Origin of the sequence: Bradyrhizobium sp. 1(2017), assembly GCF_011602485.2 — a bacterium.
GTDB lineage: Bacteria > Pseudomonadota > Alphaproteobacteria > Rhizobiales > Xanthobacteraceae > Bradyrhizobium.
In genome coordinates this window covers 4,760,079-4,779,998 of the sequence record NZ_CP050022.2, presented here as the reverse complement: position 1 = coordinate 4,779,998, position 19,920 = coordinate 4,760,079, and the positions used below count along the sequence as shown (strand labels likewise).

Sequence of the window (19,920 nt, the reverse complement as noted above, 5' to 3'; positions counted from 1 at the left end):
ATGCCGAACGATCGGGCACGTCAGACATGCTCATAGACCGTCCGGCCGCCGACAATGGTGCGCACCACGCGGCCTGTAAAGCGGGCCTCGTCGAACGGAGTGTTCTTGCAGGGCGATTTGAGGTCGGCGGGATCGACCACCCAGGGCGTATCGGGGTCGATCACGATGACGTCGGCGGGGCTGCCGGCGCGCAGGGTTCCACCGGGGAGCCCGAGCAGCTCGGCCGGGCGCGTCGACATCGCGCGGATCAGCGTCGTCAGTTCCAGTTCGCCATTGTGCACGAGGCGCAGGCCCGCGGGCAGCATGGTCTCGAGCCCGACCGCGCCGGGCGCGGCTTCCGCGAACGGCAGGCGCTTGACCTCGACGTCCTGCGGATTGTGGTCGGACATGATGACGTCGAGCAGGCCGGAGGCGAGCGCCGCCACCAGCGCGCGGCGGTCGTCCTCGGTGCGCAGCGGCGGCGACAGCTTCAGGAACGACCGGTAAGGACCGATGTCGTTCTCGTTGAGCGCCAAATGGTTGATCGAGACCGAGGCGCTGACGGCGAGGCCGGCATCGCGGGCGCGCTGGAGGATGTCGAGGGAATCGATGCAGGTCAGCGAGGCCGCGTGATAGCGGCCGCCGGTGAGGGCGACGAGGCGCAGGTCGCGCTCCAGCATCACGGCTTCGGCGGCATTCGGGATGCCCATCAGGCCAAGCCGGGTCGCGAACTCGCCCTCGTTCATCACGCCTTCGCCGACGAGGTTCGGGTCCTCGGTGTGATGCACGATCAGCGCGTCGAAGTCGCGGGCATAGGTCAGCGCGCGGCGCATCACCTGGGCGTTGGTCACGCTCCTGTCGCCGTCACTGAAGGCGACCGCGCCGGCCGCTTTCAACAGACCGAACTCGGTCATCTCCTGGCCGTCCATGCCCTTGGTGAGGGCGGCCATCGGCTGGATGTTGACGATCGCGGTGTCGCGGGCGCGGCGCATCACGAAGTCGACCGTCGCCGAGTTATCGATAACCGGAGAAGTATCGGGCTGGCAGATGATGGTGGTGATGCCGCCGGTCGCGGCGGCCTGGCTCGCCGAGGCAAAGGTCTCGCGGTGGCTGAGGCCGGGCTCGCCCACGAAGGCACGCATGTCGATCAGGCCCGGCGCCACGATCTTGCCGGAGCAGTTGACGATGTCGGTGCCCTCGGGGACGCCGGCCGCGCCGATGCCGCGGCGGGTCTCGCGGATGGCGCCGTCGGCGATGAGGACGTCGCCGACGCCGTCAAAGTCCCTGGAGGGATCAACGACGCGGGCGTTGGCAAGCAGGATGGGGCGGCGATCGGTCAGCATCGGCATCACGCGTTCGGCAGGTTGCGGGCGAGCGCTTCCAGCACGGCCATACGGACCGCGACGCCCATCTCCACCTGTTCGCGGATCAGGGACTGCGCGCCGTCGGCCACGATCGAGTCGATCTCCACGCCGCGGTTCATGGGACCGGGATGCATCACGAGGGCATCCGGCTTGGCGTAGGCGAGCTTCTTCTGGTCGAGCCCGAAATAGTGGAAGTATTCCGATGACGAGGGCACAAAGGAGCCGTTCATGCGCTCGCGCTGCAGGCGGAGCATCATGACGATGTCGGCGCCCTCCAGGCCCTCGCGCATGTCGCGCGCGACCTCGACGCCCATCCGCTCGATGCCGGTCGGCAAGAGCGTGGAAGGGCCGACGACGCGGACGCGGGCGCCCATCGTGTTGAGCAGGATGATGTTGGAGCGGGCGACGCGCGAATGGAGCACGTCGCCGCAGATCGCGACCACGAGGCCTTCGATCCGGCCCTTGTTGCGGCGGATGGTGAGCGCATCCAGCAGCGCCTGCGTCGGATGCTCATGCGCGCCGTCGCCGGCATTGATCACGGAACCGTCAACCTTGCGCGCCAGCAGTTCCACCGCGCCGGAGGCGTGATGGCGCACCACCAGGATATCCGGGTGCATCGCGTTCAGCGTCACCGCAGTGTCGATCAGGGTTTCGCCCTTGCGGATCGAGGACGAGGACACCGACATGTTCATGACGTCGGCGCCGAGCCGCTTTCCCGCGAGCTCGAACGAGGATTGGGTTCGGGTGGACGCCTCGAAGAAGAGGTTCACCTGCGTCCGTCCACGCAGGACGGTGCGCTTCTTGTCAACCTGGCGGTTGAGCTCGACATATTCTTCGGACAGGTCGAGGAGGCCGGTGATGTCGGCCGCGGAAAGGCCCTCGATGCCCAGCAAATGCCGGTGGCCGAGGACGAAGGTCGATTTCGATGTCATTAAAAGCAGAGCTATAGGGGCGGATGGCGGGGGGAGCAAGGGGCAAACGGTGGGACGGGAGTTATCCCCCGATCTGTCTTGCCGTCATTCCGGGGCGATGCGAAGCATCGAGCTAGGGTGCGGCTCCCGCACCCGAGAATCTCGAGATTCCGGGTTCGGCTCTTCGAGCTGCCCCGGAATGGCAGGGGAAGCGAATGCGTCTCGTTAGACCAGTTTTGATTTCATTTCTCGCAGTCGCCTCAATCTCACCGGCCCACGCCCAATCGCTTCCCGGCGGGTTCGTCTACCTGCGGGACATCGATCCCGGCATCATTCAGGACATCCGCTACGCCACGTCGAACAATTTCGTCGGCCGTCCGCTCGCCGGTTACGGTGCCGGCGAATGCGTGGTGAAGCGGGAGGTGGGGCTGCGGCTGAAGGCGGTTCAGGAGGAACTGGCCGCGCAAAATCTCTCGCTCAAGATGTTTGATTGCTACCGTCCCGCGCGGGCCTCGCTCGACATGGTGAAATGGTCGCAGAACGGCCACGAAACGGCGGCCGAGCGGCGCTACAACCCGAGAATTCCGAAGACCGAGCTGTTTCGCCAGGGTTACATCGCGAGCCGCTCGCAGCACTCCACCGGCGCGGCGCTCGATCTCACGCTGGTCGATCTCAGGGCAGACAATTCGGCCAGATACGATCCGTCGAAGACGTATGCCGATTGCACGGCGCCGGCCGAGGGCCGGGCACCGGAGGGCAGTGTCGACATGGGCACCGGTTACGACTGTACCGACGCGAAGGGGCACACTGCGGCACCATCGATCACTCCGGAGCAACGCGCCTGGCGCAAGCGGCTGGTGGCTGCGATGGCCAGGCAAGGCTTTGTGAACTATTCGAAGGAGTGGTGGCATTTTTCCCTGCCGGGGGCGGGCGGTGCGGCCTATGATTTCCCGATCCAGCCGCGGCGGAACTAAAAGTCCGCTCCGAGGAAGCGCTTATGACCCAGCCAAGCTTTGCGACCCACGAGGTCTTCAACCAGTCGCCGCCGTTCGAGGACGTCGACCTGTTCGCGGTGGATCGGCCGCTGGTCGAGGCGGTGAAAGCCAATGGTGGCGCGGCGGCGGAGCGCGAGCTGTCGGCGTTCGGCAGAGAGTGGGGCTCGGCAGCGATGGCCGATCGCGGGCGCGCCGCGAACGAGAACACGCCGAAGCTGCGCAGCTTCGATGCCAAGGGCAATCGCCGCGATCAGGTCGAGTTTCATCCCGCCTATCACGAGCTGATGGCGCGCAGCGCGCATGCCGGTGTGCACAATGCGACGTGGACGGCTGATGGCAAGCCCGCGGGCGATGCCGCCGAGGTCATCCGCGCTGCAAAGTTCTACATGGCCGCGCAGGTCGAGACCGGCCATCTCTGTCCGATCACGATGACGCGTGCCTCGGTGGCCGCGATGGCGATGCAGCCCGATCTGCTCGCGCGCGTGATGCCGGTGCTGTCGACGAAGAGCTATGATCCCGGCTTCGCGCCGTGGTGGGACAAGCGCGGCATGACGCTCGGCATGGGCATGACCGAGAAGCAGGGCGGCACCGACGTCCGCGCCAACATGAGCCGGGCCGTGCGCGAGGGAAATGCCTATCGCATCACCGGCCACAAATGGTTCATGTCGGCGCCGATGTGCGATGCGTTCCTGGTGCTGGCACAGGCCGAAGGTGGCCTGACCTGCTTCTTCATGCCGCGCTTTGCGCCGGATGGCTCGGTGAACGCGATCCAGTTCCAGCGGCTGAAGGACAAGCTCGGCAACCGCTCCAACGCCTCCTCGGAGGTCGAGTTCGTCGGCGCCTATGCCGAAGCCGTGGGCGAGGAGGGCAAGGGCATTCGCACCATCATCCAGATGGTGCAGCTGACGCGGCAGGATTGCGCGATCGCCTCCGTCGGCCTGATGCGCTCTGGGCTCGCCCATGCGCTGCATCATGCCCGTCATCGCAGCGTGTTCCAGAAGCATCTCGCGGACCAGCCCCTAATGCAGGCCGTGCTGTCGGACATGGCACTGCATGTCGAGGCGAGCACGGCGCTGGTGATGCGGCTCTGCCGCGCCTTCGACCGCATGCCGAACGACGCTGCCGAGGCCGCCTATATGCGGCTGCTGACGCCAGCGATCAAATACTGGACCTGCAAGAGTGCGCCACCGTTCCTCTACGAGGCGATGGAGTGCCTCGGCGGCAACGGCTATGTCGAGGACGGCATTCTGGCGCGCCACTATCGGGAGTCGCCGGTCAACGCGATCTGGGAAGGCTCGGGCAACGTGATGTGCCTCGACGTGCTCCGCGCGCTCTCGCGCGAGCCGGAGGCGGCCATGGCGGTGCTGCAATCGCTGGCGGCCGAGACCAAGGGCCTGCCAGGGGCGGGTGAGGCGGTGGCGCTCATCAGCAAGACCTTCCGCCGCCCCGACGGCGAGCGCGTCGCCCGGCTTGCGGTCGAGAAGCTGGCGCTGCTTGCCGCGGCTGCGGCGCTCAACGGCGTGTCTCCGCATGGTGCGGAACTGTTCGGGAGCACGCGTCTCGCCGCCAACCATGCCAGCATGTACGGTGCCGTTGAGCTCGACAATGGTGACGTGCGCGCGCTGCTTGAACGGGCGCTGCCGTGAATCTCCCGAACGAAAGCCTTCTGATGGATTCCCTCAATCCCGATCATCCACCGCTCGCCGAGACGCCTGCGGCACCGCGCGTCTGGATGTTCTGGGGCACGGCGCTGTGGGGCCTCGTGATCTTCTCCGCGATGTTCGTCGGGCAGATCGGTGCCATTGTTCTGCTGGTGGCGCAGCGCGGGCTTCCCATGGACCTCGCCTCGCTGCAACTCGTCGGCCGTGAGCCTCAGGCGCTCGCGCTGTCGGTCGCCATGGGGCTGCCGGCAACGTTGGCCGCGGTCTGGCTCGCCATTCGCCTCAAGAAGGCGTCCCTCGTCGATTATCTCGCGCTGCATTGGCCGTCCTGGAAGCAACTGCTGTTCGGCGTCATCGGCCTCATCCTGATCGTGGTGGTCTGGGAGACGATGTCGCGCGCACTCGGCCGCGAGGCGACGCCGGGCTTCATGACCGATCTGTTGAAATCCGGCCGCGACAAGGGTGCAGCCCTGCTGTTGCTGTTCGCGTTCAGCGTGGCGGCGCCGATGTCGGAGGAAGTCCTGGCGCGGGGCTTCCTCTATCGCGGCTGGTCGGAAAGCTTCCTGCGTGTGCCCGGCGCGATCCTGCTGTCGTCGCTGGTATGGACGATCGTGCATTTGCAGTACGACCTGTACTTCCTCGCCGAGGTCTTCTGCATCGGATTGTGGTTCGGTTACATGCGCTACCGCGCCAATTCGCTCTGGCTCACGATCGTGCTGCACGCGCTGAACAATTTGACGGCGGTGGTGCTGACCATGTGGCTGGGACTGTGATCAGGCCGCCAGCGCGATCGCGACCGGCATCGTCACGGCGGCGAAGATCGTCTGCAGCGTGATGATCTGCGCCAGAAGCGGCGCGTCGCCGCCCATCTGGCGGGCCATGACATAGGCGCTGGACGACGTCGGCACCGCCGAGCAGATCGCCACGATCGCGAGGCTGTTGCCGGACAGCCCGAACCAGACGCCGAGCCCCATCGCGAGCGCGGGCATCAGCACGAGCTTGAACACGACACCGACGGCCGCGCCCAGGCTCGGGCGCAACAGGCCCTGGAGATGAAGGCCGGCGCCGGTGACGAGCAGGCCGATCGCGAGCGAGGAGCGGCTCAGCGCGTCCGCCACGTCGTGCCAGATCTTCGGCAGCGGCAGGTGCAACAGGTTGACGGCGAGCCCGATCGCGCAGGCCCAGATCAGGGGATTGCGGACCACCGTCATGACGATCGTGCGTGCCGACTGCTTCTCGGGCGCCGCGTAATGGGCGAGCACGACGACGCTCAGCACGTTGACCAGGGGAATGATCGCGACCATCGCTACCGAGGCCAGCGCCAGCCCGACATCGCCGAACATGTTGGCGGCGACCGACAGCCCGACGAAGGTCTGCCAGCGCGTTGCGCCCTGGAAGATCGAGGTGAAGGCGGGACCGTCGATGCCGAACCGCGACAGAGCGGGGCGCAGCGCGAGACACAAGAGCGACATCACGAGCGCCGACAGCAGCAGCGCGCCGCCGACGCCGGCGACCGGCACCTTTGACAGGTCGGCCCTCACCAGCGTCTGGATCAGCAACATCGGAAACAGCACGAAATAGGTCAGCCGCTCCAGGCCGTGCCATTGCGTGTCGAGCGGCATCAGGCTGCGCTTCAGCACGATGCCGAGCACGATGAGGATGAAGACCGGCAGCAGCGCCGCGATGACGACGGCCATGGATCAGTCGATCCCCCGGCTGGCGCGGAGATTGGCGAGGCGGTCGAGCGCGCCCTGCAGGATGAAGATCGCGGCGTGCTCGTCGATCACCTCGGCACGCTTGGCGCGGCTGACGTCCATGCCGATCAGCTCGCGCTCGACCGCCGCGGTCGAGAGGCGCTCGTCCCAGAGGCCGATTGGGAGGACGGTCAGGCCGGCGAGGTTGCGGGCGAAGGCGCGGGTGGATTGCGCGCGCGGGCCCTCGCTGCCGTCCATGTTGATGGGCAGGCCCAGCACGAAACCGGCCGCCTTGCGCTCGGCCGCGATTGCGAGCAGGCGAGCGGCATCCTGTTTGAATGCCTTGCGCTGGATCGTCTCGACGCCGGTCGCCAGCCTCCGGTCGGGATCGGACACGGCAACACCGATGGTTTTCGTGCCGAGGTCGAGCCCGACCAGCGCGCCGCGCGCGGGCCAGTGGGTTGCAGCATCGACGAGAGGCAGGATAAGAGCCGGCATGGCTTTAGCGCATATCACGCGGCGCGCTGCGGAGTGAACCCTGGACATGGATGCACTGACACTATTCGGCCTGTTTGCCGTGACGGCGATGCTGGTCTGCTATGCACTGGAGGACCGCAGCCATTGGTTCGTGCTGCTGTTCGCGGCGTCCTGCGCGCTCGGCTCGGCCTACGGCTTCCTGCAGGGCGCTTGGCCGTTCGGCCTGGTCGAGGCGATCTGGGCATTGGTGGCGCTGCGGCGCTGGCATCGCAAGGCGTAGCGAGGAAAGCTCGCCTTCGGTCCGCTCCTGAACGAGGCCTTTCGAAAACGCGACGCTCGCATGCGAGAGCATCGACCATTTGTTATGTAGTTCACACAAGCGAAGCCGCTTCCCATGACATGATGTCGCGCGAGCGGTCATCCGCATCGATTGACGCTTCGGTTGTGGCGAGCTAAGTTTATCTGGCTAAAGTAGTAGGGGCGCCGACCCCAATTTTTTGAACAATCATTGGCAGTGAACGGCCGATCGGACCGCACTGCAGCCTTGGCGCTACTTTTCTCGGCGCTGGTTTTCTTGGCGCGATTTTCAGCGTCGACACGTCGATATTCATCCGAATTTTCGAGAGGTCATCATGTTCATCAAGCCAAGCCTGATCGCGGGTTCAGAACGGCGATTCAAGCAAGCCGAGTTTTCACCGGAAGCCCTGAACAAAAAGCTGGGCGACGGCCCGATCGAGATGACGGTCGATAAGAAGCGCCTGCGCCAGCGCCAGCTCTTTGCCGAGACAGGGGACGTGCAGAAGGCCGAGATCGGCCTCGAGCGGATCATCCAGGGCAACGATCTCGACAGCATCAACTATCTCGCCAAGGGGACGGCCGCCTCGCGCTCGGTCTGTCGCATCCAGCTCAGGGACCTCAGGTCGAATCTGCTCGGCTATGGCTCGGGCTTCATGATCGGACCAGGCTTGATGCTTACGAACCATCATGTCTTCGGCAAGCCGTCCGACGCAGCCAACTCGATCGCCGATTTCAACTACGAGCTGGATATTTCGGGACAAGAGCGCGTGCCGGTCAGATTCGGGTTCGAACCGGGCAAGTTCTTCTACGCCAATGACAGGCTGGATTTCTCGATCGTCGCGGTGGCGCCGACCTCGCTGTCGGGCGGCGAGCACCTGGAGGACTGGGGATGGCTGCCACTCAGTGGCGCGCCCGGCAAGGCGGACCCGGGCGAGTATCTCACCATCGTCCAGCATCCCAGCGGGCAGATGAAACAGGTCTGCGTCCGTGAGAACAAGCTGCTCAAATATGTCGGTGACTTCGTCTGGTACAATACCGATACCACGGCCGGCTCGTCGGGCTCGCCGGTGTTCAACCGCTTCTGGCAGGTGACCGCGCTGCACCACAGCGGCGTGCCGAGAAAGGACGCGCGGGGCCGCACCCTGACCAAGGATGGCAAGGTGTGGGACGCCTCGATGGACGAAACCTCGATCGACTGGATCGCGAACGAGGGCATCCGGACCAGCGCGATCGTCGCCGATCTCAAGATTTCGGTCGGCTCGCATCCCCTGATCAAGCCGGTGCTCGACGAGGAAGAGCCGCCGACCCGGCATGAGATCGAGAAGATGCCGCAGCCAGTCGTCCCAACGCCCTTCGGAGCCAATCTCTGGTTCGAGCAATCCGTCGACGGGACCTCGCTGGTGGTCCCGCTCCGCGTGCCATTGCCGATGCTCCGGAAGGAAATTCCGATGTCGCCCATTCCGGGCCTCGGAGGCCATGGCGGAGCGCCGAACGGCAACGTCGAGAACGGCGGCAAGCCCTTGATCGTTCCGCCGGTCGGCCTGCTGCCCCGCATCAGCGCAAAGAACGGCCTGCCCATGGAGGCCGTGCATATCGATCAGAGCACGCTGAAATCGCGGCCCGGCTACAAGGCGAATTTCCTCGGCACCGGCAAATTTTCAGTCCCCCTGCCGAAGATACCCGCTGCCCTCAAATCCCGCGTCGCGATGCTGAAAGGGCGCTCCAAGCAGTCCGAGCTGAAATATTTCAACTATAGTGTCGTCATGAACAAGGAGCGCGGACTGGCCTTCTTCAGCTGCGTCAATATCGACGGCGGTCAGCAGCAGGACGTCGGCAAGCGCGAAGGCGATTCCTGGTTGCGCGATCCGCGCATCGATGACGACGCCCAGATCGGCAACGAGTTCTACCGCAAGCAGGCCACGTTCGAGGCCGACCGCAGCAAGAATCCGTTCGACCGCGGCCATCTTGTCCGCCGCCTCGATGCGACCTGGGGCGACACCGTCGCCGCGGCCAAGGAGCACGGCGACGATTCCTTCCATTTCACCAATTGCTCGCCGCAATTCTTCTCGTTCAACCAGGGCAAGCAACTCTGGGCAGGACTGGAGGATTACACGCGAGATATCCTGCTCGAAGGCGAGGAGAAGGGCATCGTGATGAACGGTCCGGTGTTCGACGGGCCGGACGCCGACGGATCCGATCTGCCCAATCCGGCCGGCAGGCCGCACAAGGATCCGAGCTTCGGCGGCGTTCAGATTCCGAAATACTTCTGGAAGATACTGATCCGGCGCGACAAGGATGACGACGTTCTCAAGGCGACGGCATTCCTCATGAGCCAGCGCAAGCTGGTCATGGAGATCGACCGCATCCAGGAGGCGGAAATGCTCGAGCGTATGTCCGAGGAGGACGTCAGCGTCTTCCAGGTCGCGATCGCCGACCTGACCAAATTGACCAAGCTCGATTTCGGCAATCTCGCCGATGCGGATTCGCATGAGGCGACCTCGATCGGTCCGCGCCGGATCGAGTCCTATGAGGACATTCGGCTCAAATAGCGCTTCGGTTCGCCGCGGCGCAAAACCGACACGCTGTTCGGGTGAGGGCAGCAGTGCGCTCCACAGATGCACTGCAAGACCTCACCCGGCTTTCTTCCAGAGCCCGTTTCGGGCCTCAGCGGATCGCGATCGGGTTGATCATCGCCTGCACGCCGCAATCGCGATCAATAGTCCTCCCAATGTCTTGCCGATGTTTGGCTTCGTTATGGTTTCGCGCTGGCAGTGACGCATCCTAACGGGAAAGAATCGGGTGCTTCAAAATGTTTCAAATGCACTGCACTGCACTGCGCTGCGGCGGCTGAGCGCAGGGCAACGGTGATTGATTCAAGTACGACAGATTTGCAACAATTGAATTTCGCGTGGTGGAAGGAAACGTCGCGTCAGGCTGCGATGACGTCCTCGTCCTGCTTCAGGCACGCGGCAAAGCCGGAGAGCGCGCTGGTCCGATGTCCGGCGCTGCGTTGGATGAAGAGCGTCTCGACGCGCGCATGCGAGGCGCTCAACGTGTGGATGGAGACACTGCCGATCATCGCGCTGCATTCCACGACCGCGCGCGGCAGCAGCGTCACGCCCATGTCCGCGGCGACGCAGCCGATCATGCCGTCGAGCGTGCCGAGCTCGAAGCGCGCCGCTGAGGGCCAGCCGAATTCGACGAACACCTGCTCGAGCCGCTGGCGGTAGGTGCAGCCGGTGCGGAACACCAGCGCGGTCGGGCCGGACTCCGGCGTGCCGGCGCGCAGCTCGGCCAGCGAAGTCCAGCGCCGCGCGCTGACCAGCACCAGCTCCTCGCGGAAGGCGCTCGTCGCGATGAGGTCGGCATGCACGATGGGCCCGGCGACGAAGGCGCCGTCGAGCGTGCCGTCGAGCACGGCGGCGACGAGGTCGGCGGTCGGCGCGGTGCGCAGGGAAAGCCGCACGGCGGGGAAGCGGCGATGGAAATCTGCCAGCAGCAGCGGCAACCGCACCGCCGCCGTTGTCTCCATCGAGCCGATCGCGAGCGGTCCTTTCGGTTCGCCATCGTCACGCGCGGCGAGCAAGGCCTCGCGCGACAGCGCCGCCATCTTTTGCGCATAGGGGAGAAGCCGCTTGCCGGCGCCGGTCAGCGTCATGCCGCGTGCGTGCCGCTCGAACAGCGCCGTGCCGATCTCGGCCTCCAGCGCCTTCACGCGCTGGGTGACGTTCGACTGCACCGTGTTGAGCTCTTCGGCAGCACGGGTGATACCGCCGGCGCGGGCGACCGCAGCAAAGGTCTGGAGATCGCTGAGTTCCATGGCCGTTTCTCTTTTGAGATGGCAGCGTTCGCAAGAATTCAATTTTAGAGAATGATATTCGCGCTTACCCTCGCTGTCCAGATCGAGGAGGAGTCATGCCCATTGCAACGTCGCTGACGAGGCTGCTGGAGATCAGGCATCCTGTTTTGCTGGCGCCGATGGATGTCATCGCCGGCAGCCGTCTGGTGACGGCCGTGAGCGGCGCTGGAGGGTTTGGCATTCTGGGCGGCGGTTATGGCGAGAGGGCGTGGCTGGAGCAGGAGACTGCGAAGCTCGCCGGATCGTCGGCACCGTTCGGGATCGGGTTCATTACCTGGAGCCTCGCCAAGCGACCCGAGCTGCTCGACATCGCGCTCGCCGCGAGGCCATCCGCGATCATGTTGTCGTTCGGCGATCCCGCGCCGTTCGCGCCAAGGATCAAGTCAGCCGGTGCACAACTGATCTGCCAGGCGCAGGACGAAGCGATGGCACGGCAGGCGCTCGATGCCGGCGCTGACATCCTGATCGCGCAGGGAACGGAGGCGGGTGGGCACGGCGCCTCGCGCACCACCATCGATCTCTTGCCTGCGATCGTCGACCTTGCCGCGGGTCGCGTGCCGGTGGTGGCGGCCGGAGGCATCGCCGACGGACGCGGGCTTGCCGCCATGATGATGCTGGGCGCGAGCGGTGTGCTGCTCGGTACGCGCTTCTACGCGAGCCAGGAGGCCGATGGCGCGGAGGAAGCCAAGCGGCGCATCTGCGCGGCAAGCAGCGGCTCGACCGTGCGCGGCATCATCTTCGATCTCTCCCGCAACAATGTCTGGCCGTCGCCGTTCACCGGGCGATGCCTGGTCAACGATCATGCCCGGCGCTGGATCGGGCGTGAGGTCGAGCTGATGCAGAATGTCGCCGCAGTCGCGGCCGAGTATGCGGCGGCCAAGGCCGCCGGCAATTTCGACGTCGCGGCGGTGATCGCAGGGGAGGCGGTCGGACTGATCCATGATATTCCATCCGCAGCCGAGATCGTCGAGCGGATTGCGATTGAAGCGGAGCAGTTGCTGGAAGGAAGACGCAATTCGGCGGGAGGTGTTCTTCCTTCTCCCTTTGCGGGAGAAGGTGGCGCGCAGCGCCGGATGAGGGGTTCTATCCGCCGAGAATGAATCCAATCTGAGAGGTCTGCTCCCGCAGATGCAAACCCCTCACCCGTCTCGCCGCTATTGCGGTGAGCCACCCTCTCCCGCAAGGGGAGAGGGGAAGAGCGAAAGAGAACAACCATGTGGCCTGACCGTCGACTGATCGACCTTTTCAAGACCGAATTCCCGATCGTGCTGGCGCCGATGGCCGGTGTGATGGACGCCGAGCTGGTGATTGCGGCGGCGCAAGGCGGAGCGCTGGGCTCGCTGCCCTGCGCGATGATCTCGGCGGAGAAGGCGCGCGAGCAGGTCGGTCTCATCCGCCAGCGCGTGAAGGCGCCGGTCAACATCAACTTCTTCTGCCACACGCCGGTCGAGCTGACGGCCGAGGCGGAGGCGCGCTGGAAGCAGCGGCTCACCGGCTATTACAGCGAGCATGGTCTCGATCCGGCGGCGCCGATCGCCGCGGCCAACCGTGCACCGTTCGACGCTGCCTTCTGCGAGGTCGTCGAGGAACTGAAGCCGGAAGTCGTCAGCTTCCATTTCGGCCTGCCTGACGCGGGGCTGCTCAAGCGGGTCAAGGCAGCCGGCTGCCGTGTCATCTCGTCGGCTACCACGGTGAAGGAAGCGGAATGGCTCGAGCAGCACGGCGTCGACGCGGTGATTGCGCAGGGCGCGGAGGCGGGCGGCCATCGCGGCATGTTCCTGACCGACACGATCGCCGAACAGCCCGGCACTTTCGCCCTGGTGCCGCAGGTCGTCGATGCCGTGAAGGTGCCGGTGATCGCGGCCGGTGGCATCGCCGACGGGCGTGGCATCGCAGCCGCCTTTGCGCTCGGCGCCGCCGGCGTGCAGATCGGCAGCGCGTATCTGCGCTGTCCGGAGTCCAAGGTCAGCGCGGGCGGCCGCAAGGTGCTCGCCGAGGCGCGGGACGATTCCACCGTCATCACCAATGTCATGACCGGCCGTCCGGCGCGCGGGGTGCAGAACCGCCTGATGCGCGAGGCCGGCCCCGTCTCGCCGGACGCGCCGCCCTTTCCCCATGCCGCGACCGCGCTGGGGCCGCTCAAGGCGGCTGCCGAAAAGCAGGGCAGGGTGGATTTCACCAATCTCTGGGCAGGCCAGGCCGTGGCCCTCGGCCGCGAGGTCTCTGCGGCCGAATTGACCCGGGATCTCGCCAAATCGGCGCTGGACCGCCTGAAGGCCCTCGCAGGATAGGTGGGAAGCGCCGGTTGCGGCGCAAAACCGGCCTCTGCTATACGGCACATAGGTTTTGCCGTGAGAGGCCTTATATAATGTCCGTCGACGCCGCTACCGTCCGCCGCATCGCGCATCTGGCGCGTATTGCGGTTTCCGAGGGCGAGGTCCCGCATCTGCAGGGCGAGCTCAACGCCATGCTCGCCTTCGTCGAGCAGCTCTCGGAGGTCAACGTCGAGGGCGTGGAGCCGATGACATCGGTCACCCCGATGCAGATGAAGAAGCGGCAAGACGTGGTCAATGACGGCGAGATCGCCGACGATATCGTTGCCAACGCGCCCGCGACCGAAGGACACTTCTTCTTGGTGCCGAAGGTGGTCGAGTAATTCAATTCAGGACGCTGTCCGATGTGTTTGCTTTGCGACGATGAGAAGGCCTATCAGGCCTACATGAACTACCTCGATAAGATGGAGCGGCAGGGCAAGGCTGCCGATCCCAACGTCGCCGTCAATGCCGTGCTCGACGAGCTCGAGGCCGCCGCGAATGCGGCCGCCAAAAAAGACGACCCGGCCAACGACAAGACCCTGTCTCCGTTCTTCTGCAGCCCGATCAATAAATGACCGATTTGACATCGCTGACGCTCGCCGAGGCCCGCAAGGGTCTCGCCGACAAGACTTTCACGTCCCTCGAGCTGACCGACGCGCATCTTTCCGCGATCGAAGCTGCGCGCGTGCTCAATGCCTTCGTGATGGAGACGCCGGATCAGGCGCGCGCCATGGCGAAGGCCGTCGACGAGAAGATCGCCAAGGGTGAGGGCGGTCCGCTTGCCGGCATTCCGCTCGGCATCAAGGATTTGTTCGCGACCAAGGGCGTGCGCACCACGGCGTGCTCGAAAATCCTCGGCAATTTCGTGCCGACCTACGAGTCCACCGTCACCTCGCAGCTCTGGCGGGACGGCGCGGTGATGCTCGGCAAGCTCAACAATGACGAATTCGCGATGGGCTCGGCGAACGAGACCTCGTGCTTCGGCCCCGTCGGCAATCCCTGGCGGCGCGAGGGAAGCAACACGACGCTGGTGCCGGGCGGCTCGTCCGGCGGCTCGGCCTCGGCCGTGGCCGCGCTGCTGTGCATGGGCGCGACCGCGACCGATACCGGCGGCTCGATCCGCCAGCCGGCGGCATTCACCGCGACCGTCGGCATCAAGCCGACCTACGGCCGCTGCTCGCGCTGGGGCATCGTCGCCTTTGCCTCCTCGCTCGACCAGGCAGGTCCGATCGCACGCAGCGTGCGCGATGCCGCGATGCTGCTGCGCTCGATGGCCGGGCACGATCCAAAGGACACGACTTCCGTCGACATGCCCGTGCCTGACTACGAGGCCGCGATCGGCAAGTCCGTGAAGGGCATCAGGATCGGCATTCCCAAGGAGTACCGCCTCGACGGTATGCCGGCCGAGATCGAGAAGCTTTGGAGCGAGGGCGCGGCCTGGCTGAAGGCGGCCGGCGCCGAGCTCGTCGAGGTGTCGCTGCCGCACACGAAATACGCGCTGCCGGCTTATTACATCGTGGCGCCTGCGGAGGCCTCCTCCAACCTCGCGCGCTATGATGGTGTCCGCTACGGCCTGCGCGAGTCGGCCAAGAACATCATCGAGCAGTACGAGAACACCCGCGCCGAAGGCTTCGGTGCCGAGGTGAAGCGCCGCGTCATGATCGGCACCTATGTGCTGTCGGCCGGCTATTACGACGCATACTATTTGCGCGCCCAGAAGGTGCGCACGCTGATCAAGAAGGATTTCGAGGACTGCTTTGCCAAGGGCGTGGATGCCATCCTCACGCCGGCGACGCCCTCGGCCGCCTTCGGCATCGGTGAGAAGGGCGGTGCCGATCCCGTCGAGATGTATCTCAACGACATCTTCACGGTGACCGTGAACATGGCGGGGCTGCCGGGCATCGCCGTGCCCGCCGGCAAGGATGTGCAAGGCCTGCCGCTCGGCCTGCAGCTGATCGGACGGCCCTTCGACGAGGAGACGCTGTTCTCGCTCGGCGAGGTGATCGAGCTGGCCGCCGGCCGCTTCACGCCCGCGAGGTGGTGGTGAATGCCGCTGATTTCATCGCGAGCCTCGACGGCGCGGCGCCTGCGCCGGATCTGAACGCGCCGCTCGCCGGCCTCTGGTGGGCGGCGAAGGGCGACTGGGACCGCGCGCACAAGATCGTCCAGGACGAGAGTAGCCGTGAGGCGGCCTGGGTGCATGCCTATCTGCACCGCGTCGAAGGCGATCTCGGTAATGCCGGCTACTGGTACCGCCGGGCCGGCCAGGCAGCGGCTAAGGATTCATTGGAAGCGGAGTGGGAGCGGATCGCTGTCACTCTGCTCGGGAGCAAGACATGAGCACGGCCACGCACAAGCTTCTCAAGGGCACTACCGGTGACTGGGAGATGGTCATCGGCATGGAGATCCATGCCCAGGTGACCTCGAACTCGAAGCTGTTCTCCGGCGCATCGACCGCGTTCGGCGGCGAGCCGAACAGCCACGTGTCGCTGGTGGACGCCGCGATGCCGGGCATGCTGCCCGTCATCAACGAGGAGTGCGTCAGGCAGGCTGTCAGGACCGGGCTCGGTCTCAACGCGAAGATCAATCTGCGCTCGGTGTTCGACCGCAAGAACTATTTCTATCCGGATCTGCCGCAGGGCTACCAGATCAGTCAGTACAAGTCGCCCGTCGTGGGCGAGGGCGAGGTACAGGTCGAACTCGACGGCGGCCGCAGCGTCGCCATCGGCATCGAGCGGCTGCATCTGGAACAGGACGCCGGCAAGTTGCTGCACGACCGGTCGCCGACGATGTCCAATGTCGATCTCAACCGCTCCGGCGTGGCGTTGATGGAGATCGTCTCCAAACCCGACATCCGCGATGCCGAGCAGGCCAAGGCCTATGTAACCAAGCTGCGCTCGATCCTGCGCTATCTCGGCACCTGCGACGGCGACATGGAGAAGGGATCCTTGCGCGCCGACGTCAACGTCTCGGTGCGCAAGCCGGGCGCGCCGCTTGGCACCCGCTGCGAGATCAAGAACATGAACTCGATCAACTTCATCGGCCAGGCGATCGAGTACGAAGCCCGGCGTCAGATCGAGATCCTCGAGGATGGCGGAGCGATCGACCAGGAGACGCGGCTCTACGATCCCAACAAGGGCGAGACGCGGTCGATGCGGTCGAAGGAAGAGGCGCATGATTACCGCTACTTCCCCGACCCGGACCTGCTGCCGCTGGAGTTCTCGCAAAGCTTCGTCGACGCATTGAAGGCTGAGCTCCCGGAATTGCCGGACCAGAAGAAGACGCGCTTCGTCGCGGATTTCGGCCTGTCGGCCTATGACGCGAGCGTGCTGGTCGCCGAGCGTGAGAGCGCGGTGTTCTACGAGACCGTGCTCGAAAGGCTCGCCGACCGCGCCCGCGACGGCAAGGTGGCGGCGAACTGGGTGATCAACGAGCTGTTCGGCCGTCTCAACAAGGAAGGCGGGGATATTACGGGCTCTCCGGTCAACGCCGAGCAGCTCGCTGCGATCATCGACCTGATCGGCGAGGGCACGATCTCGGGCAAGATCGCCAAGGATCTGTTCGAGATCGTCTGGCAGGAGGGCGGCGATCCCCGCGCGCTGGTGGAAAGCCGCGGCATGAAGCAGGTCACCGACCTTTCGGCGATCGAAAAAGTCGTCGACGACATCATCGCGGCCAATCCCGACAAGGCCGCGCAGGTCAAGGACAAGCCGCAGTCGCTCGGCTGGTTCGTCGGCCAGGTGATGAAGGCGTCCGGCGGCAAGGCCAACCCGCAGAGCGTCAACGAGCTGCTCAAGTCCAAGCTCGGCGTCTGATCTCACGCGTTCGAACGGGGTGACGAGCACGCATCGTCACCTCGCATTGGCTCCGGTGCGACGCTCGCGCGCAGTCTCGAACGGCAGACTTCATCCTGATCGACACCGACGCAGCGACCGAATCGGCGCCACGCGATTCGTGCAAAACGGCGGCTAGCGCTGCTCCGACGAGCGCTCGGGCCGTTAATCATGAAAATATTTTCGTTGCCAAAAATCGCGACTCAGAGTCCGCGAAACGCCTTTGCGCGGCGATCGCGCGATCTGCGATGCAGGTACGCACGTCGATCATCCGCGATGCGCGCGTGCAGGAAAATACTTGCTGCATAGTGTTTTTCTGCAATCGCATCGCTCGCAAACACCGACGATGCGCTCACCTTGCGCGATCGCGGGCATGCCTCATCTGGTGCGCTTGCATCGCGCTCGCCAAGCGCACGCGCGTTGCGTCGTCAACACTTCTTTAAGCGAGACGCTGTTTTTTTCTTCGTGTTGGTGTATTCGGGATGAAGTGCATTCGATCCCCGAGTGCACGCAGCGATTAAAGCCATCTCACACATCGGAGGGCAACATGGCCAAGAAAGCGAAGAAGGCGAAGAAGGCGAAGAGCGCAGTGAAGAAGACTGCGAAGAAGACCCGCAAGGTCGCGAAGAAGAAGAAGTAACTTCGCTTCTGAAGTTGCCGGCTCCAGTAACCGGCACGTCATCAGCGCCTCCTAGAGGTTCTGGTCGACGATAGAGGGTGTCGGCGAGACATCAGGTCAACGGTCGGATCGCTCTTCGCGGTCCGGCAGAAGAAACAAGCTTTCTTCGTTCGGTGCGGCTCTCCGAAAGGGGCTCCGCAATTTCACAAGCGGCCTTCGGGCCCGTGTGAAATCTGGTCCTGACGTGTTCGCCGACGCCCTCGTTCTCCTGAGGCCGGGGTATTGCCGGCATTCCTTTCCCCCACATTGCTGATCTGACCGTGACGTCGCCGCGCCGACGTCTCTGCTTCTGTCATTGGGCAGACGCGGGCGACGGTTTGTTGACGCTGCTTTCCCGCTGCATCTCCATCACGGTGTCATCGCGTGGCGGCGGCGCGATCCAACACGTCATGGCCTGGCGTGGATGGCTGCTGTTTCTGAAAGACCGGGCCGCCCCGCCTGCGCGGGTGACGACGATGAGCGGCATGCGAAACGCCACGGCCGGGCATCCGACTGCGCGCGATGGTTATCGATGTCCTGAAATCCCAGGGTAAACCGAATCTGACGAACCGCAGAAGTGCCTGCAAATCAGCGACTTTCTGCATTCGGTGCCCCGGCGCCGAGCGCCCGCGTTTACGTCTGCTTCATCGCGATACTTAAACTGCCATTCAAATTTGCCCGCCATCATCGCCTCCAACAAGCCGGCAAACGGCATGGGGATGAGTTGAACACGATTTGGACGGGAGCCGCGCTCGGGGGGACGAGTCGGCATAAGAAAAAAGGGGATGCGACATGTTTCAGGGTACTTTCGATCTGGAGACGGCGACGCCGATCGACGCAAGCGCGCTCTCGGACGTGCTGTTCGAACGCGGAATCTACTGGGCGAGCGGTCGCTCCGGCCTCGTCGATCTCGTCGCCGCGCACAAATGGTTCAACCTCGCCGCTCTGAAGGGCCGTAAGGATGCCGTCGCGCTGCGCCAGGAAGTCGCCGGGCAGATGTCGGAGGCCGAGATCTCGGCCGCGCAGCGCGAGGCGAGGGCGTGGGCTTCCGCCCACTGAGCTGACAATCGCATCCGGCCCCGTGTTCTTACGGGGCAAGCTCGTTGCGCAGAATCAAAGTTCTTGCGTCGTGCCGGTCCTAGACCAGCGAGGCATGAGCGCTCCCGACAAGACCGGCCCAGGCATGGGCCAATGGCTGCCGATTCAGATCGCGCCCGACGACTGCGATCTGGAGCTCGGACGGCTGCACAAGACCGGTATCTTGCCCTGGACGTTTCCATGCCGGCGCAGATCCGGCGTCTGGTTCAACGTCTGGGCTGGCGAAGCGGTGCTGATCTCGCCCTCGTATTGGCGGATCTGGCGGTCGGGCCGCCAGCAGCAGACACATATATTAAGATGATGGCGAGTCGGGCCGGGCTCGGCGCCGATCCTCGCGCCAGACTTTTGCTTGCGCATTCAAGCGACAGAACACGCAGGCCTTGGCTGATTCTGCTGCTGGGTGGCGGAGAGGGAGGGATTCGAACCCTCGATACAGCTTGAGACCGTATGACGCTTTAGCAAAGCGTTGCCTTCAGCCACTCGGCCACCTCTCCGGTGCGAGCCTTATGCATCTAATTACTCGGGCGGGTCAATTTGGAAGCGCGTGTTTTTGCTCGAATATTCCCAGCGATTTTGAAAACGAAGCGGTTTGCCCTTGGGGCGCGAACGGAACGTTGAGAGAACGGACGCGGAGGTCGAAGGTCTGGCGCGCAGGGGCGCGATGGTTTCACGCGTGAAGGCCGGACTTCTCGCGTAATAAATTGAATTTACTGGGAAATCCTGCGCTGGCGGAGGTGAGGGCTAATCCGCGGGGCTGCTATCCGCGCCAGTTCATCTGC

General features: G+C 64.7%; 19 protein-coding genes and 1 tRNA gene. 14 read left to right on the top strand and 6 right to left on the bottom strand.

Features of this window, described 5'->3' with window-relative positions; genetic code table 11:
- Nucleotides 1–20 precede the first annotated feature (20 nt).
- Nucleotides 21–1,322, bottom strand: a complete 1,302-nt coding sequence (locus HAP40_RS22635) for a dihydroorotase (protein ID WP_166819402.1) — start codon at nt 1,320–1,322, stop codon at nt 21–23.
- A gap of 5 nt (nt 1,323–1,327) precedes the next feature.
- On the bottom strand, nt 1,328–2,275 hold the full coding sequence (locus HAP40_RS22630) for an aspartate carbamoyltransferase catalytic subunit (RefSeq protein ID WP_166815638.1): 948 nt from the start codon (nt 2,273–2,275) through the stop codon (nt 1,328–1,330).
- 194 nt (nt 2,276–2,469) lie between these two features.
- Between HAP40_RS22630 and HAP40_RS22625 the strand changes: the two genes are divergently transcribed.
- The 3 genes from HAP40_RS22625 to HAP40_RS22615 are packed head-to-tail and all read left to right on the top strand — an operon-like array spanning nt 2,470 to nt 5,683.
- Nucleotides 2,470–3,228, top strand: a complete 759-nt coding sequence (locus tag HAP40_RS22625; RefSeq protein ID WP_166815639.1) for a M15 family metallopeptidase — start codon at nt 2,470–2,472, stop codon at nt 3,226–3,228.
- Between the two features lie 23 nt (nt 3,229–3,251).
- Nucleotides 3,252–4,895 carry an acyl-CoA dehydrogenase family protein gene (locus HAP40_RS22620; protein ID WP_166815640.1) on the top strand — a complete coding sequence of 548 codons (1,644 nt, stop codon included), beginning with the start codon at nt 3,252–3,254 and terminating at the stop codon, nt 4,893–4,895.
- A gap of 23 nt (nt 4,896–4,918) precedes the next feature.
- Complete coding sequence (locus HAP40_RS22615; protein WP_166815641.1) at nt 4,919–5,683, top strand: CPBP family intramembrane glutamic endopeptidase; 765 nt, start codon at nt 4,919–4,921, stop codon at nt 5,681–5,683.
- On the opposite strand, the gene HAP40_RS22610 is transcribed toward HAP40_RS22615, so the two are convergent.
- Together HAP40_RS22610 and ruvX are read right to left on the bottom strand one after the other, a co-directional pair.
- Nucleotides 5,684–6,607 carry an AEC family transporter gene (locus HAP40_RS22610; protein ID WP_166815642.1) on the bottom strand — a complete coding sequence of 308 codons (924 nt, stop codon included), beginning with the start codon at nt 6,605–6,607 and terminating at the stop codon, nt 5,684–5,686.
- A gap of 3 nt (nt 6,608–6,610) precedes the next feature.
- Nucleotides 6,611–7,102 (bottom strand): Holliday junction resolvase RuvX, encoded by a 492-nt coding sequence (ruvX, locus tag HAP40_RS22605; protein WP_166815643.1) that lies wholly within the window; start codon nt 7,100–7,102, stop codon nt 6,611–6,613.
- Between the two features lie 46 nt (nt 7,103–7,148).
- Here ruvX and HAP40_RS22600 point away from each other — a divergent pair, with 46 nt between their 5' ends.
- Nucleotides 7,149–7,361: a hypothetical protein gene (locus tag HAP40_RS22600; protein ID WP_166815644.1), complete on the top strand. Its 213-nt coding sequence runs from the start codon at nt 7,149–7,151 to the stop codon at nt 7,359–7,361.
- A 352-nt stretch (nt 7,362–7,713) separates the two neighbouring features.
- Nucleotides 7,714–9,927 (top strand): DNA/RNA non-specific endonuclease, encoded by a 2,214-nt coding sequence (locus HAP40_RS22595; protein WP_166815645.1) that lies wholly within the window; start codon nt 7,714–7,716, stop codon nt 9,925–9,927.
- Between the two features lie 380 nt (nt 9,928–10,307).
- On the opposite strand, the gene HAP40_RS22590 is transcribed toward HAP40_RS22595, so the two are convergent.
- Nucleotides 10,308–11,198 carry a LysR family transcriptional regulator gene (locus HAP40_RS22590; RefSeq protein WP_166815646.1) on the bottom strand — a complete coding sequence of 297 codons (891 nt, stop codon included), beginning with the start codon at nt 11,196–11,198 and terminating at the stop codon, nt 10,308–10,310.
- Between the two features lie 95 nt (nt 11,199–11,293).
- Between HAP40_RS22590 and HAP40_RS22585 the strand changes: the two genes are divergently transcribed.
- The 9 genes from HAP40_RS22585 to HAP40_RS22545 all read left to right on the top strand — a co-directional run bounded on the left by HAP40_RS22585 (nt 11,294) and on the right by HAP40_RS22545 (nt 19,442).
- Nucleotides 11,294–12,337, top strand: a complete 1,044-nt coding sequence (locus HAP40_RS22585) for an NAD(P)H-dependent flavin oxidoreductase (protein ID WP_166815647.1) — start codon at nt 11,294–11,296, stop codon at nt 12,335–12,337.
- Nucleotides 12,338–12,451: 114 nt separating this feature from the next.
- Entirely contained in the window at nt 12,452–13,528 is a 1,077-nt protein-coding gene (locus HAP40_RS22580; protein ID WP_166815648.1) for an NAD(P)H-dependent flavin oxidoreductase, read from the top strand.
- A 77-nt stretch (nt 13,529–13,605) separates the two neighbouring features.
- Entirely contained in the window at nt 13,606–13,893 is a 288-nt protein-coding gene (gatC, locus tag HAP40_RS22575; RefSeq protein ID WP_007611211.1) for an Asp-tRNA(Asn)/Glu-tRNA(Gln) amidotransferase subunit GatC, read from the top strand.
- A 21-nt stretch (nt 13,894–13,914) separates the two neighbouring features.
- Nucleotides 13,915–14,127, top strand: coding sequence for a hypothetical protein (locus HAP40_RS22570; RefSeq protein ID WP_008548392.1), 213 nt, complete (start codon nt 13,915–13,917; stop codon nt 14,125–14,127).
- Nucleotides 14,124–15,599, top strand: coding sequence for an Asp-tRNA(Asn)/Glu-tRNA(Gln) amidotransferase subunit GatA (gene gatA, locus HAP40_RS22565; protein ID WP_166815649.1), 1,476 nt, complete (start codon nt 14,124–14,126; stop codon nt 15,597–15,599). The genes HAP40_RS22570 and gatA overlap by 4 nt, the downstream gene beginning before the upstream one ends.
- The gene (locus HAP40_RS22560) at nt 15,590–15,892 is read left to right on the top strand and encodes a hypothetical protein (RefSeq protein WP_208024901.1); all 303 of its coding nucleotides are present in this window, start codon (nt 15,590–15,592) and stop codon (nt 15,890–15,892) included. The genes gatA and HAP40_RS22560 overlap by 10 nt, the downstream gene beginning before the upstream one ends.
- Nucleotides 15,889–17,367, top strand: a complete 1,479-nt coding sequence (gene gatB / locus HAP40_RS22555) for an Asp-tRNA(Asn)/Glu-tRNA(Gln) amidotransferase subunit GatB (protein ID WP_166815651.1) — start codon at nt 15,889–15,891, stop codon at nt 17,365–17,367. The genes HAP40_RS22560 and gatB overlap by 4 nt, the downstream gene beginning before the upstream one ends.
- Before the next feature lie 1,468 nt (nt 17,368–18,835).
- Nucleotides 18,836–19,102, top strand: coding sequence for a hypothetical protein (locus HAP40_RS22550; RefSeq protein ID WP_166815652.1), 267 nt, complete (start codon nt 18,836–18,838; stop codon nt 19,100–19,102).
- A 94-nt stretch (nt 19,103–19,196) separates the two neighbouring features.
- Nucleotides 19,197–19,442 carry a hypothetical protein gene (locus HAP40_RS22545; RefSeq protein ID WP_246741334.1) on the top strand — a complete coding sequence of 82 codons (246 nt, stop codon included), beginning with the start codon at nt 19,197–19,199 and terminating at the stop codon, nt 19,440–19,442.
- 100 nt (nt 19,443–19,542) lie between these two features.
- Here the strand turns inward: HAP40_RS22545 and HAP40_RS22540 are convergent.
- A tRNA-Ser gene (locus tag HAP40_RS22540) sits at nt 19,543–19,635 on the bottom strand.
- Between the last annotated feature and the right edge of the window lie 285 nt (nt 19,636–19,920).

What these genes read in the sequence shown, in the direction of transcription:
- HAP40_RS22635 (WP_166819402.1), bottom strand. Translation starts at nt 1,322, where the DNA reads ATGCTGACCGATCGCCGCCCCATCCTGCTTGCCAACGCCCGCGTCGTT.
- HAP40_RS22630 (WP_166815638.1), bottom strand. Translation starts at nt 2,275, where the DNA reads ATGACATCGAAATCGACCTTCGTCCTCGGCCACCGGCATTTGCTGGGC.
- HAP40_RS22625 (WP_166815639.1), top strand. Translation starts at nt 2,470, where the DNA reads ATGCGTCTCGTTAGACCAGTTTTGATTTCATTTCTCGCAGTCGCCTCA.
- HAP40_RS22620 (WP_166815640.1), top strand. Translation starts at nt 3,252, where the DNA reads ATGACCCAGCCAAGCTTTGCGACCCACGAGGTCTTCAACCAGTCGCCG.
- HAP40_RS22615 (WP_166815641.1), top strand. Translation starts at nt 4,919, where the DNA reads ATGGATTCCCTCAATCCCGATCATCCACCGCTCGCCGAGACGCCTGCG.
- HAP40_RS22610 (WP_166815642.1), bottom strand. Translation starts at nt 6,607, where the DNA reads ATGGCCGTCGTCATCGCGGCGCTGCTGCCGGTCTTCATCCTCATCGTG.
- ruvX (WP_166815643.1), bottom strand. Translation starts at nt 7,102, where the DNA reads ATGCCGGCTCTTATCCTGCCTCTCGTCGATGCTGCAACCCACTGGCCC.
- HAP40_RS22600 (WP_166815644.1), top strand. Translation starts at nt 7,149, where the DNA reads ATGGATGCACTGACACTATTCGGCCTGTTTGCCGTGACGGCGATGCTG.
- HAP40_RS22595 (WP_166815645.1), top strand. Translation starts at nt 7,714, where the DNA reads ATGTTCATCAAGCCAAGCCTGATCGCGGGTTCAGAACGGCGATTCAAG.
- HAP40_RS22590 (WP_166815646.1), bottom strand. Translation starts at nt 11,198, where the DNA reads ATGGAACTCAGCGATCTCCAGACCTTTGCTGCGGTCGCCCGCGCCGGC.
- HAP40_RS22585 (WP_166815647.1), top strand. Translation starts at nt 11,294, where the DNA reads ATGCCCATTGCAACGTCGCTGACGAGGCTGCTGGAGATCAGGCATCCT.
- HAP40_RS22580 (WP_166815648.1), top strand. Translation starts at nt 12,452, where the DNA reads ATGTGGCCTGACCGTCGACTGATCGACCTTTTCAAGACCGAATTCCCG.
- gatC (WP_007611211.1), top strand. Translation starts at nt 13,606, where the DNA reads ATGTCCGTCGACGCCGCTACCGTCCGCCGCATCGCGCATCTGGCGCGT.
- HAP40_RS22570 (WP_008548392.1), top strand. Translation starts at nt 13,915, where the DNA reads ATGTGTTTGCTTTGCGACGATGAGAAGGCCTATCAGGCCTACATGAAC.
- gatA (WP_166815649.1), top strand. Translation starts at nt 14,124, where the DNA reads ATGACCGATTTGACATCGCTGACGCTCGCCGAGGCCCGCAAGGGTCTC.
- gatB (WP_166815651.1), top strand. Translation starts at nt 15,889, where the DNA reads ATGAGCACGGCCACGCACAAGCTTCTCAAGGGCACTACCGGTGACTGG.
- HAP40_RS22550 (WP_166815652.1), top strand. Translation starts at nt 18,836, where the DNA reads ATGTTTCAGGGTACTTTCGATCTGGAGACGGCGACGCCGATCGACGCA.
- HAP40_RS22545 (WP_246741334.1), top strand. Translation starts at nt 19,197, where the DNA reads ATGAGCGCTCCCGACAAGACCGGCCCAGGCATGGGCCAATGGCTGCCG.